This window comes from Thiofilum sp. (genome assembly GCF_016711335.1).
Classification (GTDB): Bacteria; Pseudomonadota; Gammaproteobacteria; order Thiotrichales; family Thiotrichaceae; genus Thiofilum.
In genome coordinates this window covers 375,808-394,221 of record NZ_JADJTF010000001.1, presented here as the reverse complement: position 1 = coordinate 394,221, position 18,414 = coordinate 375,808, and the positions used below count along the sequence as shown (strand labels likewise).

Below are 18,414 nucleotides of genomic sequence, written 5' to 3'. Positions count from 1 at the left end.
AGAGTAGTTATAATGCTGCTCTCTTTCTAATACAGGTCAATAGCTCAATTGGCAGAGCGGCGGTCTCCAAAACCGCAGGTTGGGGGTTCGATTCCCTCTTGGCCTGCCATCTTTAAGATGGCTTTGTGTAGTATCTACTTAAAATGTATTGCTTAAGGATATTGAACAAAGTCATTTCTGACTGTCTAGGTATTAAATAGCATGTCAAGTACTACAGAACAGCCATCCTCTGGTCTCGATACTATCAAATTAGTTGCCTCTATAATTTTAATTATAGCTTCTATTGGTGTTTTTTATTACTTTGCTACATGGCAAGGTGAACCAGTTTCTGTTTTTTTTCGAGTTTTAGCCTTATTGGTTATCGCAGGTGCGGGTATAGCTTTAGCTTTGACTACCGCCAATGGTAAGAACTTACTAGGCTTTCTCAAAGATTCTCGTTTAGAAGTACGCAAGATGGTTTGGCCTACGCGTGCTGAAACCATGCAAACCACAATGATGGTAATGATTATTGTCTTAATTCTTTCCATTTTTTTATGGTTAGTCGATATGTTCCTTGGCTGGGGCATTAAGCTGCTAATAGGAAACTAAATATGGCAATGCGTTGGTATGTGGTGCAGGCATACTCCGGTTTTGAATCTCATGTGAAACGTTCTTTGCTAGAGCGTATTGATCGTTTTGGGATGACCGATCAGTTTGGGCAAGTGCTAGTGCCAACTGAGGAAGTAGTAGAAGTACGCGAGGGACATAAACGTCGTAGTGAACGTAAATTCTTTCCGGGTTATGTCCTAGTTGAGATGGAAATGAATGATGAAACGTGGCATATGGTCAATGAAGTGCCCAAAGTGCTAGGTTTCATCGGTGGTACTAGCGACAAACCGGCACCTATTTCTAAAAAAGAAGTTGACGCCATTTTAAACCGTATCGAGGAAGGTGCGGAAAAACCTAAACCTAAGGTCATTTTCGATGCGGGTGAAGTAGTACGTGTTAATGATGGTCCATTCAAAGATTTCAACGGCGTAGTGGAAGAAGTTAACTACGAAAAAAGTCGTTTACTCGTTGCGGTACAGATTTTTGGTCGCTCAACGCCCGTTGAGCTTGAGTTCTATCAAGTCGAAAAGGCTTAATAGATTAATTTAATGGGGAGCCGTAAGGCGTTATTACCCGCATAGGTGTTCATATGGCAAAGAAAGTTAGTAGCTATATCAAGCTACAAGTCGCTGCTGGTAAAGCAAATCCTAGTCCTCCAGTTGGTCCCGCTTTAGGTCAAAAAGGCGTGAACATTATGGAGTTTTGTAAAGCATTCAATGCGGCTACTCAGGGTTTAGAAGTTGGTTTACCGATTCCAGTCGTGATTACCGTTTACACTGATAAAAGCTTTACCTTTGTTACTAAAACACCACCTGCCACTATCTTATTAAAGAAAGCAGCGGGCATTAAGTCTGGTAGCAGCCGTCCTAATACGCAGAAAGTAGGTAAGGTTACGCGTGCGCAATTAGAAGATATTGCCAAGGCTAAAGAACCTGATTTAACAGCGGCTGATCTTGATGCAGCAGTACGTACTATCGCAGGTAGCGCTCGTAGTATGGGCTTGGAAGTGGAGATTTAATCATGGCAAAACTTTCTAAGCGTCAACAAGCAATCCGTGCAGTAGTATCTCGTGAGAAATCCTATGCTTTGGCAGAAGCATTAGATGTTTTAAAATCTTTGCCCCGCGCTAAATTTGTCGAAAGTGTGGATGTCGCTATTAATTTAGGCGTTGATCCACGTAAATCAGACCAAGTAGTACGTGGTGCTACCGTATTACCTAATGGTAATGGTAAGTCAGTACGAGTAGCAGTCTTTACTCAAGGTGCTAATGCTGAAGCTGCGCGTGCAGCCGGTGCCGATATTGTCGGCTTTGATGATTTAGCGGCTGAAATTAAAGGCGGTCGCATGGACTTTGATGTGGTCATCGCTAGTCCTGATGCTATGCGTGTGGTAGGTCAATTAGGTCAAATTTTAGGTCCACGCGGTTTAATGCCTAACCCTAAAGTAGGTACTGTCACTCCAGACGTAGCTACTGCGGTAAGAAATGCTAAAGCAGGTCAAGTACGTTATCGTACTGATAAAGCGGGTATTATTCATGCAGCCGTTGGTAATGTTGACTTTGCTACTGATAAATTAGTTGAAAACATTAACGCCTTAGTTTCTGACTTAGTGAAAGCTAAGCCTTCCAGTGCTAAAGGTGTTTATCTCAAAGCAGTCGCGGTATCCACTACGATGGGTGCTGGCGTGCGCGTTGATAGCTCTAGCTTAAGCTATTAATCAATTCAAGGCTTTTAAGCCTTCGTTCACAAGGATGTGAGCTGCCGTGAGGCACTAGATATACATGATGTATGTCGTCAAAGACCGCAGGTGTTAAGTCTTTAACTTAATGATACCTCTAGGTAAAGCCTGCGTAGATGGCGTAACCCGAGTCAGTATTGGTTTGGGGCGCTGTTTCCTTCAAACATAATGAAAATGGTGTTTGATTGATTAACGGTGGTTTTTCCGCCGAACCAGGAGTAGATAACGTGGCATTAACACTGGAAGAGAAAAAACAAGTTGTCTCTGAAGTGGCCGCAGTCGCTGCGAGTGCTCATTCTGCGGTTGCAGCTGAAAACCGTGGTCTGAGTGCAGGGCAATTAACCTCATTACGTAAGAAAGCACGTTCTTCTGGCGTGTATTTACGGGTGGTAAAAAATAACTTAGCGCGTATCGCTGTAAAAGATACGAACTTTGAATCTTTAGGTGAAAACTTAACTGGTCCTATGGTGCTAGCGTTTTCTCAAGAAGATCCGGGTTCAGCAGCACGTTTATTACGTGACTTTTTAAAAGCAGATAAAGCTAATGCAGATAAGTTAGAAGTGAAGTTTGTGACTATCGATGGTCAAACTTTGCCCGGATCTGAATTAGAGCGCTTAGCTAAGTTACCGACTCGTGAACAAGCTTTGGCTACTTTAGCTGCTGTTCTACGTGCTCCGTTGGATAAATTTGCTCGTACTCTTGCTGCATTGCGTGACCAGAAAGATGGCGGTGCTCCAGCACCTGCTGAAGCTGACGCAGCTTGATAACTTGATTTTACGATACTCATACTGATTTAGGTTTTTTGGAGATAAACAAAATGGCGATGGCGATTTCTCTGCCCGATTTGTTGGAAGCATTTGCCAACATGACTGTAACTGAAATTGTAGAATTAATTGCTGCAATTGAAGAAAAATTTGGTGTAACTGCTGCTGTTCAAACAGTTGCTGTTGCTGGTGGTGCTGGTGAAGCGGCTGCTCCTGTTGAAGAGCAAACCGAATTCAACGTGGTAATGACTAGCTTCGGTGAAAACAAAATCGGCGTTATTAAAGTAGTGCGTGAACTAACTGGTTTAGGCTTAAAAGAAGCCAAAGCACTGGTTGAAGGCGTTCCTTCTACTGTTAAAGAAGCAGCTCCTAAAGCTGAAGCTGAAGATGTTAAGAAGAAGCTTGAAGAAGCTGGCGCTAAAGTTGAGATTAAGTAATAGTGTTTTGAGTAGGTATGTTGTTTGTTAGCAATTGATCCTACCTAAACTTTAGAGGCTGACAGTGTAGTTGCGCTGTCGGCCTTTTGCCGCTTATATAGTAGGCAATAAACGATGTTATTAGGAATGACCGTTGGGGTCATTTAAAAGTCTGATTCCAAGTGAGGAAACACGATGGGACTGAGTTATACTGAGAAAAAACGAATCCGTAAAGATTTCGGTAAACGTGAGCAAGTGTTAGAAGTGCCTGAACTTCTCGCTATCCAACTGGAATCATACGACGGCTTTTTACAACTCGACAAAACAGTCGATAAGCGGTCGCAACAAGGTTTACATGCGGCATTCTCATCTGTGTTCCCGATCATAAGCTATAACGGCTATGTGTCTTTAGAGTATGTAGATTACCGTTTGGCTGAGCCTGTTTTTGATGTGCAAGAGTGCCAATTACGTGGTTTAACCTATGCAGCTTCCTTGCGGGTTAAATTACGTTTAGTCATTAATGACAAAGATGCACCGGCTGGGGCTAAGATAGTCAAAGCGATTAAAGAGCAGGATGTTTATTTAGGTGAACTGCCTTTAATGACCGACAAAGGTACTTTTATCATTAATGGTACTGAGCGCGTGATTGTATCGCAATTACATCGCTCTCCGGGCGTATTCTTTGAGCATGACAAAGGCAAATCCAATACCGCAGGCAAGTTATTACACAGTGCACGGGTTATTCCGTATCGTGGTTCATGGTTGGATTTTGAATTAGATCCTAAAGATTCAATTTTCGTGCGCATTGACCGCCGGCGTAAATTGCCTGCTACCATCTTATTACGTGCCTTAGGCATGGATAATGAGCAGATTTTAGACTATTACTTCGATACCACTCGCGTGCATTTAGGTTTAGATAAAGTTGAAATTGATCTAGTGCCGGATCGTCTACGCGGTGAGTTAGCCTCATTTGATATTAAGATTAATAATGAGGTGTTAGTAGAAGCTGGGCGTCGTATTACCGCTAAGCATATCCGTAAACTGGATGAGGCTAAACTGAATAAGTTATTAGTGCCGACTGACTATATTGTAGGCAAAGTCATTGCCCATAATGTGGTGGATACGTTTACAGGTGAGTTACTAGCGCAAGCTAATACCGAGGTCACTAACGATCTATTAGAAAAATTCAGAGATAATCGTGTTGAAGATTTCCGTATTCTATTCACCAATGAATTAGATCGCGGTGCGTTTATTTCTAATACTATTAGAATTGATCCTACCCATTCACCCTTAGAAGCGCAGGTAGAAATCTATCGTATGATGCGCCCCGGCGAGCCGCCGACTAAGGAATCAGCCGAAAACTTATTCAATAACTTATTCTTTACTGAAGAGCGTTATGACCTATCGGCGGTAGGTCGCATGAAGTTTAATCGCCGTCTAGGTCGTGAAGAATCAACGGGTAGTGGCGTATTAGACCAAGAAGATATTTTAGCAGTCCTTAAGAAGCTGATTGATATTTGTGATGGTCGGGATGATGTTGATGATATTGACCATTTAGGTAATCGTCGTATTCGTAGTGTTGGCGAGATGGCTGAAAATGCCTTCCGTATCGGTTTGGTACGGGTTGAGCGTGCAGTAAAAGAACGCCTCACTATGGCAGAAAGCGAAGGGCTGATGCCACAAGAGTTGGTTAACTCCAAGCCTGTATCCGCAGCGATTAAAGAGTTCTTTGGTTCTAGTCAGCTTTCTCAGTTCATGGATCAAAATAATCCATTATCTGAAGTAACACATAAGCGTCGTATCTCTGCTTTAGGCCCTGGTGGTTTAACGCGTGAGCGTGCAGGCTTTGAGGTACGTGACGTTCATCCGACTCACTACGGTCGTGTTTGCCCGATTGAGACGCCTGAGGGGCCTAATATCGGTCTTATCAACTCATTGTCCGTATATGCGCGTACTAATGAATATGGTTTCCTAGAGACGCCTTATCGCCGTATTGTGGATGGTAAAGTAACGTCTGATGTTGATTACCTATCGGCTATTGAAGAGTCTCAGTTCGTTATTGCACAAGCCAATGCTGAATTAAATGCCGATGGTTCATTTGCGAGTGAGTTTGTGACTTGCCGTCATAAAAACGAATTTACTCTAATGCCTGCTGAGCGCGTGCAATACATGGACGTATCGCCTAAGCAAATTGTATCCGTGGCTGCTTCCTTGATTCCGTTTTTGGAGCATGACGATGCGAACCGCGCCTTGATGGGTTCCAACATGCAACGTCAAGCCGTACCTTGCTTACGGGCGGATAAGCCTCTAGTAGGAACAGGTATGGAGCGTGCGGTTGCGGTTGATTCAGGCTCTACGGTGTCAGCTAAACGCGGTGGAGTCATTGATTCGGTCGATGCCAGCCGTGTGGTAGTGCGTGTACATGATAGTGAAGCGGATGAGCGTGGTGGGGTAGATATTTATAACCTCATTAAGTACACCCGTTCTAATCAAAATACCAGTATCAATCAACGCCCTATTGTCAAAGTAGGCGATGTAGTTGAACGGGGTGATGTATTAGCAGATGGTTCGTCTACTGACCTTGGTGAATTGGCTTTAGGACAAAATATGTTCATCGCCTTCATGCCTTGGAATGGTTATAACTTCGAGGATTCGATTTTATTATCGGAGCGCGTCGTGGATGAGGATCGTTATACCTCTATTCATATCGAAGAGCTCATTTGCTTAGCGCGTGATACGAAGTTAGGACCTGAAGAAATTACTGCCGATATTCCTAATGTGAGTGAAAGCTTACTGTCTAAATTAGATGAGTGCGGCATTATTCATGTGGGTGCGGAGGTAAAGCCTAACGATATTTTAGTTGGTAAAGTTACCCCCAAAGGTGAAAGCCAACTAACACCGGAAGAAAAGCTGCTACGTGCTATCTTCGGTGAAAAAGCTTCTGACGTTAAAGACAGTTCTTTACGTGTGCCCACGGGCATGACCGGAACGGTTATCGACGTGCGGGTGTTTACGCGGGATGGCGTAGAGCGCGATGCACGGGCTTTAGCGATTCAAGAAGAGTCTTTAAAGCAAGTACGTAAAGATTTACTCGATGAATTACGTATTTACGAAACAGACGTGTACGAGCGTGTGGGACGTTTAGTGCTGAATCAAGTGGCTGATGGTGGACCTAATCGTTTGCGCTCAGGTGATACCATTACTCAAGAGTATATGGATGGCTTAGCACGGAAAGATTGGTTCTCAATTCGCCTAGCGGATGAGCTGTTGAATGCGCAACTAGAAGTGCTTAACAACCAATTACTAGATAAGAAGAAATCTTACGAGACCCGCTTACAAAAGCAACGCGAGAAATTGACCGCTGGTGATGATTTACCCGCTGGCGTTATGAAAATGGTCAAGGTGTATATCGCGGTTAAGCGCCGTATGCAGCCCGGTGACAAAATGGCGGGTCGTCATGGTAATAAAGGGGTAGTCTCCAAGATTGTTCCTGTTGAAGATATGCCTTATCTAGAAAATGGTCAGACGGTGGACATCGTATTGAATCCTCTAGGGGTTCCTTCACGTATGAACGTTGGACAAGTATTAGAAACCCACCTAGGTTGGGCAGCGAAAGGTCTAGGCGAAAAAATTGCACGCATGATCGATACCAAAGCACGAGTGGATGAACTGCGTCAATTTATTACTCAGGTTTACTCAACCGGAGGTAATCCACGCCAAGGGGATATATCCGAGTTAAGTGATGCTGAGGTCATTGAACTAGCCGGAAATTTACGTGGTGGTGTGCCTATGGCAACGCCCGTATTCGACGGTGCGCATGAGGCCGAGATTAAAGAGATGTTACGTCTGGCTGATCTACCTGAGGGTGGTCAAACCACATTATATGACGGTCGTACCGGTGACTCTTTTGAGCGTAAGGTGACAGTAGGGTATATGCACATGCTCAAGCTCAACCACTTAGTGGATGACAAAATGCATGGGCGCTCAACAGGGCCTTATAGTTTAGTGACTCAACAACCTCTGGGCGGTAAAGCACAGTTTGGTGGTCAACGTTTCGGTGAGATGGAGGTGTGGGCGCTGGAGGCCTATGGTGCAGCCTATACCTTACAAGAAATGCTCACTGTGAAATCAGACGATGTGAATGGTCGTAATAAGATGTACAAAAACATTGTCGATGGTGATCACTCGATGGTAGCCGGTATGCCAGAGTCCTTTAATGTATTGATGAAAGAAATTCGTTCCTTAGGCTTAAATATCGAACTCGAAACCGATTAATATGAAAGCAGCTACTGAGTACTTAAAGCCTAAGTGCTTAGTTTGTCCTTTTGACTGAATGCAGCGGGCAAAGCGATGAAAGATTTATTGAGTATTTACAAAAAAGAGCAAGAAATTCAGGAGTTTGATGCAATCCGTATTGGATTAGCTTCACCTGAGACAATTCGTGCTTGGTCTTATGGCGAAGTGAAAAAGCCAGAGACGATTAACTATCGGACCTTTAAGCCTGAGCGGGATGGTTTATTCTGTGCCAAGATTTTTGGCCCAGTAAAAGATTTTGAATGCTTATGCGGTAAGTATAAACGCTTAAAGCATCGTGGTGTGATTTGTGAAAAATGCGGCGTTGAGGTGACTCAAACTAAAGTACGTCGTGAACGCATGGGGCATATTGATTTAGCTAGCCCAGTTGCACATATCTGGTTCTTAAAATCATTACCTTCACGTATTGGTTTAATGCTTGATATGACCCTGCGTGATATTGAGCGCATTCTGTATTTTGAAACCTTCGTTATTACTGACCCTGGTATGACTCATTTAGAGATGGGGCAGCTATTGTCCGATGAGGCTTACTTAGAAGCAGTAGAAGAGTTCGGTGACGAATTTACCGCTAAGATGGGTGCTGAGGCGATTAAAGAGCTTTTGGGCAATATTGATCTGAAACATGAGATCAATAAGATGCGCGAAGAGATTGCCGAGACGAACTCTGAAACCAAATTAAAGCGTTTAACCAAACGCCTTAAAGTGATGGAGTCCTTCCTGCAATCCGGTAATCAGCCTTCATGGATGATTATGGATGCATTGCCGGTATTGCCTCCCGACTTACGTCCTTTAGTTCCTCTAGATGGTGGTCGTTTCGCAACATCCGATTTAAACGATTTATATCGTCGCGTTATTAACCGTAATAACCGCTTGAAGCGTCTTTTAGAGCTGAATGCGCCCGATATTATCGTGCGTAACGAAAAGCGTATGCTGCAAGAAGCCGTCGATGCGCTGTTAGATAATGGTCGTCGTGGTCGTGCGATTACCGGTTCTAACAAGCGCCCCTTAAAATCCTTATCCGATATGATTAAGGGTAAACAAGGGCGCTTCCGTCAAAACTTACTCGGTAAGCGGGTTGACTATTCAGGTCGTTCGGTCATTGTGGTAGGTCCGACTTTACGCCTACATCAATGTGGTTTGCCTAAGAAAATGGCGTTGGAGTTATTTAAGCCCTTTATCTTTGGTAAATTACAACGCCAAGGCTTAGCCACCACTATTAAAGCGGCTAAAAAGCTAGTAGAGCGCGAAACGCCAGAGGTTTGGGATATTCTCGCCGATGTGATTCGTGAGCATCCTGTGATGCTCAACCGTGCACCTACTCTACACCGTTTGGGTATCCAAGCCTTTGAACCGGTACTGATTGAAGGTAAAGCGATTCAATTGCACCCTCTAGTCTGTGCGGCGTTTAACGCGGACTTCGACGGTGACCAAATGGCGGTACACGTACCGTTATCTCTAGAAGCGCAATTAGAAGCTCGTGCTTTAATGATGTCGACCAATAATGTGTTATCACCAGCTAATGGTGATCCGATTATTGTACCGTCACAAGACATCGTTTTGGGCTTGTACTATATGACGCGTGAAGCGATTGCAGCTAAAGGGGAGGGCATGATTTTTGCCGATCCTAAAGAAGCGCAACGTGCTTATGAATCGGGTCATGTATCCTTACATGCTAAGGTTAAGGTGCGTATTACTGATAGTATCAAAGAAGACGGTCAGCTCATTAAGCGTACTCGTTTACTCGATACTACGGTCGGTCGCTCGATTTTAACTAGCATTATGCCTGATGGTTTACCGTTTGAACTGTTCAATACTACACTGAAAAAGAAAGCGATTTCTAAGCTCATTAATGAGTCTTATCGTCGCGTGGGTATGAAAGAAGCGGTCGTATTTGCTGACCAGTTGATGTATACCGGTTACCGTTATGCTACACGTTCAGGCGTTTCTTTCTGCTCAGATGACATGATCATCCCTGAAAAGAAAGTAGGTCTACTGTCAGCGGCAGAAGATGCGGTTAAAGAAATCGAGTATCAATTTGCTAGCGGATTGGTCACACAAGGCGAGCGCTATAACAAGGTAGTTGATATTTGGGCGCGTACCAATGACCTCGTGGCTCAGGCGATGATGGAGAAAATTGGTAAAGAAACCGTGATTGATGCTGAAGGTAAAACCGTTAACCAAGAATCGTTTAACTCGATTTATATGATGGCGGATTCGGGAGCGCGGGGTTCTGCGGCTCAGATTCGTCAGCTAGCGGGTATGCGCGGCTTGATGGCTAAACCCGATGGTTCGATTATCGAAACACCGATTACCTCGAACTTCCGTGAAGGCTTAAACGTTCTTCAATACTTCATCTCGACTCACGGTGCGCGTAAAGGTCTAGCCGATACAGCGTTAAAAACGGCAAACTCTGGTTACTTAACTCGCCGCTTGGTAGATGTTGCTCAAGATATGGTAGTCGTTATTGATGACTGTAAAACTGAGCAAGGTATTCGCATGCGCCCCATTATTGAGGGTGGTGACGTAATCGAAGCCTTAGCAGAGCGTGTGTTAGGTCGTGTGGTTGCTCAAGATGTCACACGCGGTGATGACGTGTTAGTCCCTGCCGGAACCTTATTAGATGAAGCTTGGGTTAAGAAAATCGATGCCTTAGGCATTGACGAAGTAGTCGTGCGTTCTGCCATTACCTGTGAGGCACGCTATGGCGTATGCCGTATGTGCTATGGACGTGATTTATCGCGTGGACACTTTGTCAATAAAGGTGAGTCAGTGGGGGTTGTGGCGGCACAATCTATCGGTGAACCCGGTACTCAGCTCACTATGCGTACCTTCCACATTGGGGGGGCAGCTAACCGATCAGCAGCAGAAAACAATATCTCGATTAAGTCCTCCGGTAAAATTCACTTGGTTAATATGAAAACCGTAGTGAATAAAAACGGTAACTTGGTCGCAGTATCACGCTCTGGTGAATTAGGTGTGGTCGATGACAACGGACGCGATAAAGAGCGTTACAAAGTCCCTTATGGTGCGATCTTATCCGTTAAAGAGGGTGAGGCTGTCACTGCCGGTCAACAAGTAGCGACTTGGGATCCGCATACTCAACCTATCGTATCTGAGGTATCAGGTCGGATTGACTTTAGTGACTTTATCGACAATATGACCGTACAGACCAAGATCGACGAGACTACAGGTCTGTCCTCGATTGAGGTAATGGATCCGCGCAATCGTCCGGGTCCTGGTCGAGATATGCGTCCTACCTTGCGTCTGATGGATGAAGGTGGCAATAGTATCTACTTTGAAGGGACTAAAATCCCCGTGCAGTATCCTCTGCCAGCAGGTGCGATTGTTAGCTCTACCAATGGTGCGATTGTAGAAGTAGGGGAGATTCTAGCTCGTCTACCTCAAGCCTCTTCTAAGACGCGTGATATTACAGGGGGTCTTCCACGGGTAGCTGACTTGTTTGAAGCGCGTCGCCCGAAAGATGGAGCCATTCTGGCAGAGAAAACCGGTACGATTTCGTTTGGTAAGGAAACCAAAGGTAAGCAGCGTATCATTATTACCGATGAAAACGGTGAGCAATACGAAGAGCTGATTCCTAAATGGCGTACTCTAGACGTGTTTGAAGGGGAGAAGGTGACGCGCGGTGAGGTGATTGTCGATGGTGAACCTAATCCACATGACATTCTGCGTCTGCGTGGTGCAACGGAACTTTCTGCTTATTTAGTCCAAGAGATTCAAGATGTTTACCGCCTGCAAGGGGTTAAGATCAATGATAAGCACCTCGAAGTCATCATTCGTCAGATGATGCGCAAGGTGGATGTGATTGATCCGGGTGAAAGTAATTTCATTCGCGGTGAGCAAACTGACTACTGGCGTGTGGTAGAAGAAAACCGTCGTTTAGTAGCCGAAGGTAAACTACCGGTACATTATGAACGTGTATTGATGGGGATAACGAAAGCTTCCTTAGTGACTGACTCATTCGTATCGGCTGCATCCTTCCAAGAGACTACACGTGTCTTGACCGAGGCGGCAGTACGTGGAGCACGCGATGATTTACGTGGCTTAAAAGAGAACGTCATTGTAGGACGCTTAATTCCAGCCGGTACAGGTTTGGCTTATCACGAAAGTCGGCGTGCTAAATTCCAAACGGCTACTCCGTTTAGTGATATGCGTCCTGCCTCTATGGAGCCTGTCATTCATTTTAGTATGGACTCTGACAGTGATCTAGACGACTAATAGTCTTAGTCTTATTAAGCAAGTGCTTGACTAGGGTGGCTAAACATAACTTGACAGAATGGATAGCCATCCCTAGAATCTTGCGACCTTAAATAGGTCGATTTCCGGCCGAAGTTTTTATATGAGAGTGATCAATTCCATTCACTCATACATATCTCGTAGGAGAATTTAATTACATGGCAACAGTTAATCAGCTAGTACGCAAACCGCGTAAAAGCAAGGTTGAAAAAAGCAGCGTACCTGCTTTAGAAGCATGTCCACAACGTCGTGGTGTATGCACTCGCGTTTATACAACTACTCCCAAAAAGCCTAACTCCGCTATGCGTAAAGTGGCTCGTGTGCGCTTAACTAATGGTTTTGAAGTCACCAGCTATATCGGTGGTGAGGGTCATAATCTTCAGGAGCACTCGGTAGTACTGATTCGTGGTGGTCGTGTTAAAGATCTACCTGGTGTGCGTTACCACACTGTACGCGGTAGCTTAGATACCCAAGGTGTTAAAGATCGTAAACAAGGCCGTTCTAAATACGGTACTAAACGTCCTAAGAAATAATTGAGAGTGTTGAAAAATGCCTAGAAGAAGAGAAGTCCCCAAACGCGAAGTACTACCCGATCCTAAGTTTGGAAGCCAATTGCTCAGCAAATTCATGAATGCTGTGATGCAAGATGGTAAGAAAGCGGTAGCTGAAAAAATCATTTACGGTGCCTTAGATGAAATTGCTGCTAAGAAAGGCGGCGATGGCATGACCATATTAAGTGATGCTTTAGATAACGTGCGTCCAGCCGTCGAAGTTAAAGCTCGCCGTGTAGGTGGTGCGACTTATCAAGTACCTGTTGAAGTACGTCCTGTGCGTCAAAACGCTTTAGCGATGCGCTGGTTAATTGATGCTGCTCGTAAACGTGGTGAAAAATCCATGGCGCGTAAATTAGCAGGTGAGCTAATGGATGCGGCTGAAAAGCGTGGTACTGCGGTGAAAAAGCGTGAAGATACTCATCGTATGGCTGATGCGAACCGTGCTTTTGCTCACTTCCGTTGGTAATTAGGTAAACGGTTGTGGCTACTCATACTCTCGTGCGCAAGACCCCAATAGAGCGTTATCGTAATATCGGCATCATGGCTCATATTGATGCGGGTAAAACTACGACGACTGAACGTATTCTATTTTATACCGGTGTCTCTCATAAATTAGGTGAGGTGCATGATGGTAATGCGACGATGGATTGGATGCCACAAGAACAAGAACGTGGAATTACGATTACCTCGGCTGCCACCACTTGCTTTTGGCAAGGCATGGATAAGCAGCTAGAGCAGCATCGTATTAATATCATTGATACTCCCGGACACGTTGATTTTACCATCGAAGTTGAGCGTTCCTTACGTGTTTTGGATGGTGCTGTAGCTGTCTTTTGTGCTGTGGGTGGAGTTGAGCCGCAGTCTGAAACGGTATGGCGTCAAGCGAATAAGTATCATGTGCCGCGCCTTGCATTTATTAATAAAATGGATCGCTCAGGCGCAGATTTTCTGCGTGTGGTGGAGCAGATCAAAGAACGCCTAGCAGCTAATGCAGTCCCTGTCCAGTTGCCAATAGGGGCTGAAGAAAGCTTCCAAGGCGTGATTGATTTAGTGCGTATGCAAGCCCTTTATTGGAATGAAACCGATAAAGGGATGACCTACCAAGCAACAGCTATTCCTGATGCTTACTTAGATAAAGCTAATCAGTGGCGTGAAGCTTTATTAGAAGCCGTTGCTGATGCTAGTGATGAATTAATGAATAAGTACCTAGAAGAAGGTACTTTATCAGATAATGAGATCTATTGGGCTTTACGTCAATTAGCATTGACAGGCAAAGTCATTCCTACTTTTTGTGGTTCAGCCTTTAAAAATAAAGGTGTCCAAGCCGTTTTAGATGGCGTAGTGCGCTATTTGCCCTCACCTCTAGATATGCCTGCTATTAAGGGGCTAGCTAGTCTTGATGAGGACGCTAAAGTCCTAGAGCGCCATCCTGATGACACCGAGCCATTCTCAGCATTAGCTTTTAAAATTGCTACCGATTCTTTCGGCACTTTGACCTTTATGCGCGTGTATTCAGGGCATTTACGTTCAGGTGATGTTGTCTTTAATCCTATTAAAGGTAAGCGTGAACGCATTGGTCGCTTAGTGCAAATGCATGCTAATGCGCGTGAGGAAATTGAAGAAGTACTAGCGGGTGATATTGCTGCTGCCGTGGGGCTTAAGGATATTACGACAGGCGATACTTTATGTGATCAAAATAATAAGATCATTTTAGAGCGCATGGATTTCCCTGAGCCAGTGATTTCAGTAGCCATTGAGCCTAAATCGCTGGCTGATCAAGATAAGCTGATTAATGCTCTCAACCGTTTAGCGCAAGAAGATCCTTCCTTTAGAGTAAAAACTGATCCTGATTCAGGGCAGACCATCATCTCTGGTATGGGTGAGTTGCATCTAGATATTAAAGTAGATGTGCTCAAGCGTGATTATGATGTGGGCTGCACAGTGGGTAAGCCACAAGTAGCTTACCGCGAAACAATCCGTAATAAGGTTGAAGTCGAAGGTAAGTTTATTCGCCAAACCGGTGGTAAAGGTCAGTATGGTCACGTTTGGTTGCGTCTAGAGCCGCTTCCCCAAGGTACAGGCTATCAGTTTGAGGATGCTATTGTTGGTGGAGTCATTCCTAAAGAATTTATTCCAGCCGTTGACAAGGGTATCCGTGAGCAATTAGTGAGCGGTGCATTAGCAGGTTATCCGCTGGTAGATTTTAAAGCTGTCTTATTTAATGGTTCTTATCATGAAGTTGATTCTAGTGAATTAGCTTATAAGATTGCCGCTTCAATGGCATTGCGCCAAGGCCAATTGGATGCGGGAGCCGTACTGCTTGAACCTATTATGAAGGTTGAGGTAGTAGCCCCTGAAGAATATATGGGCGATATAATGGGCGATATTAATCGTCGTCGAGGTACCGTATTAGGTATGGATGATTTACCTACTGGTAAAAGCATTCGTGCTGAAGTACCGCTTGGTGCAATGTTTGGCTATGCGACGGCACTGCGTTCTGCGACACAAGGTCGCGCTAGCTATTCTATGGAATTTGAGAAATATGCTGAAGCACCCAGCCAAGTTGTGCAAGCAGTAGTAAAAAAAGGTGATTATTAATGGCTAAGGATAAATTCCAGCGTACGAAGCCGCACGTAAACGTGGGTACAATCGGTCACGTAGACCACGGTAAGACCACCCTCACAGCGGCGTTAACGGTAGTACAATCGCGCAAGTTTGGTGGTGAAGCGAAAGCGTATGACCAAATTGACGCAGCACCCGAAGAAAAAGCACGGGGTATAACCATTTCGACGGCACACGTAGAATATGAATCAGCGGCACGTCACTATGCGCACGTAGATTGCCCCCGGACACGCCGACTACGTTAAGAACATGATCACCGGTGCGGCTCAAATGGACGGTGCGATCCTAGTCGTTTCTGCTGCCGATGGTCCTATGCCTCAAACGCGTGAGCACATCTTATTATCTCGTCAAGTAGGCGTACCCTACATCGTGGTTTACATGAACAAATGTGACCTTGTAGACGATGAAGAATTACTAGAACTCGTAGAAATGGAAGTACGTGAATTACTCTCTGACTACGAATTCCCCGGTGACGACACCCCGATTGTCAAAGGTTCTGCGCGTGCAGCCTTAACGGGTGATACCAGTGCGATTGGTGAGCCTTCTATCGAAGCCCTCATTAACGCATTAGATACCTACATTCCTGAGCCTGAGCGTGCTATTGATGGTGCCTTCCTGCTCCCTGTAGAAGACGTATTCTCGATTTCAGGTCGTGGTACAGTCGTCACTGGACGTATTGAACGCGGCATCATCAAAGTCGGTGAAGAGGTCGAAATCGTAGGGATTAGAGCCACCACCAAAACAACCGTGACGGGTGTTGAAATGTTCCGCAAACTCCTTGACCAAGGTCAAGCGGGTGACAACGTAGGCTTATTACTGCGCGGTACTAAGCGTGAAGACGTAGAGCGGGGTCAAGTACTGTGCAAACCCGGTTCTATCAAACCTCACTCCAAGTTTGAAGCCGAAGTGTACGTATTGTCCAAAGAGGAAGGTGGTCGTCATACCCCCTTCTTCAAAGGCTATCGTCCCCAATTCTACTTCCGTACCACGGATGTAACCGGTGCGTGTGAACTGCCTGAAGGGGTAGAGATGGTCATGCCGGGGGACAATGTAAAATTAGTGGTAAGCCTGATCAATCCGATTGCGATGGAAGAAGGTTTACGGTTTGCGATTCGTGAAGGTGGTCGTACCGTCGGTGCCGGTGTCGTCGCTAAAATTATTGAGTAAGTAAAGCATGTCTGATCAAAGAATCCGTATTCGTCTCAAAGCTTTCGATCATCGTTTAATTGATCGCTCTGCCTCTGAGATCGTTGAAACTGCCAAGCGTACCGGCGCTCGTGTTAAAGGTCCCATCCCTTTACCCACTCGTATTGAGCGTCATACGATTTTGATTTCTCCGCATGTTAATAAAGATGCGCGTGATCAGTATGAAATCCGCACCCATAAGCGCTTAATGGATATTATCGATCCCACTGATAAAACAGTGGATGCTTTAATGCGTTTAGATTTGGCTGCGGGCGTCGATGTACAGATTAAATTGAACTGATCTGTAATAAGTACTTAATTTTCGATTTTTTCCGTGTATAATACGCGGCTTTCCACGGCTCGACCTCGTTCGAGCCGTGTTTTTCTAGTCAAAAGAATCGAAATCACTCCAAGCGAGTATATGTAAGAGGTAAGCAAATGGCTATCGGTCTGCTGGGTCGCAAAATAGGCATGACCCGAATCTACGGAGAAGACGGGGGAGCGACCCCTGTTACCGTTCTAGAGATTGCGCCTAATAAAGTGTCTCAAGTCAAGACTAACGAATCTGATGGCTATGAAGCAATTCAATTATCTCTAGGTGAAAAGAAAGCATCTCGTGTTACTAAAGCTCAAGCGGGTCATTTTGCTAAAGCTGGCGTTCCGGTAGGTACTTTTATTCGTGAGTCTAGAGTAGAGAAAGCTTCAGAGTATTCTGTTGGTTCAGAATTGACAGTGACCTACTTCCAAGAAGGTCAAAAAGTAGATGTGGCGGGTGTTAGTAAAGGTAAAGGTTTTGCTGGTACTATCAAACGTCATAATTTCCGTGGTCAAGATGCGACTCACGGTAACTCCCGCTCTCACCGTGTTCCCGGTTCTATCGGTCAAAATCAGACGCCTGGTCGCGTATTCCCCGGTAAGAAAATGTCAGGTCATTTAGGTGCTGTAAACACAACTGTTGAGTGTTTAACAGTGGTTAAAGTAGACGCTGAGCGCAATCTTTTATTAGTAAAAGGTGCTGTACCCGGGGCAGTGAACGGCAATGTCGTTGTAAAGCTTTCAGTTAAAGCTTAATAAGGTTGCTACGATGGAATTACAAGTCTTAAACGGCAATGCACTCAGCGTCAATGACGAAGTGTTTGGTCGTGAATTTAACGAAGGCTTAGTGCATCAAACTGTGGTTGCTTATATGGCAGCCGCGCGTGCGGGTACTAAAGCTCAAAAAACGCGCTCAGAAGTGAGCGGTGGTGGCGCGAAACCTTTCCGTCAAAAAGGAACAGGTCGTGCGCGTGCAGGTACTATCCGTAGCCCATTATGGCGCACCGGTGGTAAGATTTTTGCTGCTAAACCACGTGATTACACCCAAAAGCTCAATAAGAAAATGTATCGCGCAGCAATGCGTTCTATTTTCTCTGAGTTAGTACGTCAAGAACGTCTAGTAGTGGTATCTAGTTTAGCGATGTCTGAGCCAAAAACTAAATTGGCGGTGGCTGAGCTAGCTAAATATGGCACGAATGACGTGTTATTTGTAACGGACGGTGATGATGCCAATTTATTACTGGCTACTCGCAATATTCCTCATTGTGAAGTGTTGTCATTCGCCGAACTTAATCCGGTCAGTTTAGTAGGTCACGAGAAAGTCGTGGCGACTGAAACGGCTATTGCCAAAATTCAGGAGTGGTTGGCATGATCAATCAAGAGCGCCTATACAAGGTGCTGTTAGCTCCACGTGTGACTGAAAAGTCCGTTGGGCTAGCAGAAGGCTCAAATCAATATGTTTTCAAAGTTGCCAAAGATGCCACTAAACCAGAAATCAAGGCTGCTGTGGAAAAGTTATTTGAAGTCGTTGTTACCGACGTAAAAACTTTAAACGTTAAAGGCAAAGGGAAAAACTTCGGTCGCCGCGCAGGTAAGCGTAGTGATTGGAAGAAAGCTTACATCAGCTTGGCTGAAGGCCATTCTCTTGCAGCAGCAGCTGAATAA

15 protein-coding genes, 1 tRNA gene and 1 pseudogene are annotated in these 18,414 nt (G+C 45.0%); all 17 read left to right on the top strand.

Annotated elements, in window-relative coordinates; all coding sequences use genetic code 11:
• Positions 1–33: 33 nt before the first annotated feature.
• The 17 genes and pseudogenes from IPL34_RS01910 to rplW all read left to right on the top strand — a co-directional run bounded on the left by IPL34_RS01910 (position 34) and on the right by rplW (position 18,414).
• A tRNA-Trp gene (locus tag IPL34_RS01910) sits at positions 34–109 on the top strand.
• Between the two features lie 92 nt (positions 110–201).
• On the top strand, positions 202–588 hold the full coding sequence (gene secE, locus IPL34_RS01905) for a preprotein translocase subunit SecE (protein WP_296836881.1): 387 nt from the start codon (positions 202–204) through the stop codon (positions 586–588).
• A 2-nt stretch (positions 589–590) separates the two neighbouring features.
• The gene (gene nusG, locus IPL34_RS01900; RefSeq protein WP_296836878.1) at positions 591–1,124 is read left to right on the top strand and encodes a transcription termination/antitermination protein NusG; all 534 of its coding nucleotides are present in this window, start codon (positions 591–593) and stop codon (positions 1,122–1,124) included.
• A 53-nt stretch (positions 1,125–1,177) separates the two neighbouring features.
• Positions 1,178–1,606, top strand: coding sequence for a 50S ribosomal protein L11 (gene rplK / locus IPL34_RS01895; RefSeq protein WP_296836875.1), 429 nt, complete (start codon positions 1,178–1,180; stop codon positions 1,604–1,606).
• A 2-nt stretch (positions 1,607–1,608) separates the two neighbouring features.
• Positions 1,609–2,304, top strand: coding sequence for a 50S ribosomal protein L1 (rplA, locus tag IPL34_RS01890; RefSeq protein ID WP_296836872.1), 696 nt, complete (start codon positions 1,609–1,611; stop codon positions 2,302–2,304).
• 248 nt (positions 2,305–2,552) lie between these two features.
• Positions 2,553–3,089, top strand: a complete 537-nt coding sequence (gene rplJ / locus IPL34_RS01885) for a 50S ribosomal protein L10 (protein WP_296836870.1) — start codon at positions 2,553–2,555, stop codon at positions 3,087–3,089.
• Positions 3,090–3,148: 59 nt separating this feature from the next.
• Positions 3,149–3,526 (top strand): 50S ribosomal protein L7/L12, encoded by a 378-nt coding sequence (rplL, locus tag IPL34_RS01880; RefSeq protein ID WP_296843028.1) that lies wholly within the window; start codon positions 3,149–3,151, stop codon positions 3,524–3,526.
• A gap of 174 nt (positions 3,527–3,700) precedes the next feature.
• Positions 3,701–7,780: a DNA-directed RNA polymerase subunit beta gene (gene rpoB, locus IPL34_RS01875; RefSeq protein WP_296836867.1), complete on the top strand. Its 4,080-nt coding sequence runs from the start codon at positions 3,701–3,703 to the stop codon at positions 7,778–7,780.
• 75 nt (positions 7,781–7,855) lie between these two features.
• On the top strand, positions 7,856–12,055 hold the full coding sequence (rpoC, locus tag IPL34_RS01870; RefSeq protein WP_296836864.1) for a DNA-directed RNA polymerase subunit beta': 4,200 nt from the start codon (positions 7,856–7,858) through the stop codon (positions 12,053–12,055).
• Positions 12,056–12,231: 176 nt separating this feature from the next.
• Positions 12,232–12,606: a 30S ribosomal protein S12 gene (gene rpsL, locus IPL34_RS01865; RefSeq protein ID WP_296836861.1), complete on the top strand. Its 375-nt coding sequence runs from the start codon at positions 12,232–12,234 to the stop codon at positions 12,604–12,606.
• 16 nt (positions 12,607–12,622) lie between these two features.
• A complete protein-coding gene (rpsG, locus tag IPL34_RS01860) occupies positions 12,623–13,093 on the top strand; it encodes a 30S ribosomal protein S7 (RefSeq protein ID WP_296836857.1) in 471 nt (156 codons plus the stop codon).
• Positions 13,094–13,107: 14 nt separating this feature from the next.
• A complete protein-coding gene (gene fusA / locus IPL34_RS01855) occupies positions 13,108–15,225 on the top strand; it encodes an elongation factor G (protein ID WP_296836854.1) in 2,118 nt (705 codons plus the stop codon).
• A pseudogene (gene tuf, locus IPL34_RS01850) lies at positions 15,225–16,416 on the top strand (elongation factor Tu). The gene fusA and the pseudogene tuf overlap by 1 nt, the downstream one beginning before the upstream one ends.
• Before the next feature lie 7 nt (positions 16,417–16,423).
• Positions 16,424–16,735: a 30S ribosomal protein S10 gene (rpsJ, locus tag IPL34_RS01845; protein ID WP_020561276.1), complete on the top strand. Its 312-nt coding sequence runs from the start codon at positions 16,424–16,426 to the stop codon at positions 16,733–16,735.
• Between the two features lie 137 nt (positions 16,736–16,872).
• Positions 16,873–17,505: a 50S ribosomal protein L3 gene (gene rplC / locus IPL34_RS01840; RefSeq protein WP_296836850.1), complete on the top strand. Its 633-nt coding sequence runs from the start codon at positions 16,873–16,875 to the stop codon at positions 17,503–17,505.
• A gap of 13 nt (positions 17,506–17,518) precedes the next feature.
• Entirely contained in the window at positions 17,519–18,121 is a 603-nt protein-coding gene (gene rplD, locus IPL34_RS01835; protein WP_296836847.1) for a 50S ribosomal protein L4, read from the top strand.
• Complete coding sequence (gene rplW / locus IPL34_RS01830; RefSeq protein WP_366931087.1) at positions 18,121–18,414, top strand: 50S ribosomal protein L23; 294 nt, start codon at positions 18,121–18,123, stop codon at positions 18,412–18,414. Before rplD ends, rplW begins: the two co-directional genes overlap by 1 nt.

What these genes read in the sequence shown, in the direction of transcription:
- secE (WP_296836881.1), top strand. Translation starts at nt 202, where the DNA reads ATGTCAAGTACTACAGAACAGCCATCCTCTGGTCTCGATACTATCAAA.
- nusG (WP_296836878.1), top strand. Translation starts at nt 591, where the DNA reads ATGGCAATGCGTTGGTATGTGGTGCAGGCATACTCCGGTTTTGAATCT.
- rplK (WP_296836875.1), top strand. Translation starts at nt 1,178, where the DNA reads ATGGCAAAGAAAGTTAGTAGCTATATCAAGCTACAAGTCGCTGCTGGT.
- rplA (WP_296836872.1), top strand. Translation starts at nt 1,609, where the DNA reads ATGGCAAAACTTTCTAAGCGTCAACAAGCAATCCGTGCAGTAGTATCT.
- rplL (WP_296843028.1), top strand. Translation starts at nt 3,149, where the DNA reads ATGGCGATTTCTCTGCCCGATTTGTTGGAAGCATTTGCCAACATGACT.
- rpoB (WP_296836867.1), top strand. Translation starts at nt 3,701, where the DNA reads ATGGGACTGAGTTATACTGAGAAAAAACGAATCCGTAAAGATTTCGGT.
- rpoC (WP_296836864.1), top strand. Translation starts at nt 7,856, where the DNA reads ATGAAAGATTTATTGAGTATTTACAAAAAAGAGCAAGAAATTCAGGAG.
- rpsL (WP_296836861.1), top strand. Translation starts at nt 12,232, where the DNA reads ATGGCAACAGTTAATCAGCTAGTACGCAAACCGCGTAAAAGCAAGGTT.
- rpsG (WP_296836857.1), top strand. Translation starts at nt 12,623, where the DNA reads ATGCCTAGAAGAAGAGAAGTCCCCAAACGCGAAGTACTACCCGATCCT.
- rpsJ (WP_020561276.1), top strand. Translation starts at nt 16,424, where the DNA reads ATGTCTGATCAAAGAATCCGTATTCGTCTCAAAGCTTTCGATCATCGT.
- rplC (WP_296836850.1), top strand. Translation starts at nt 16,873, where the DNA reads ATGGCTATCGGTCTGCTGGGTCGCAAAATAGGCATGACCCGAATCTAC.
- rplD (WP_296836847.1), top strand. Translation starts at nt 17,519, where the DNA reads ATGGAATTACAAGTCTTAAACGGCAATGCACTCAGCGTCAATGACGAA.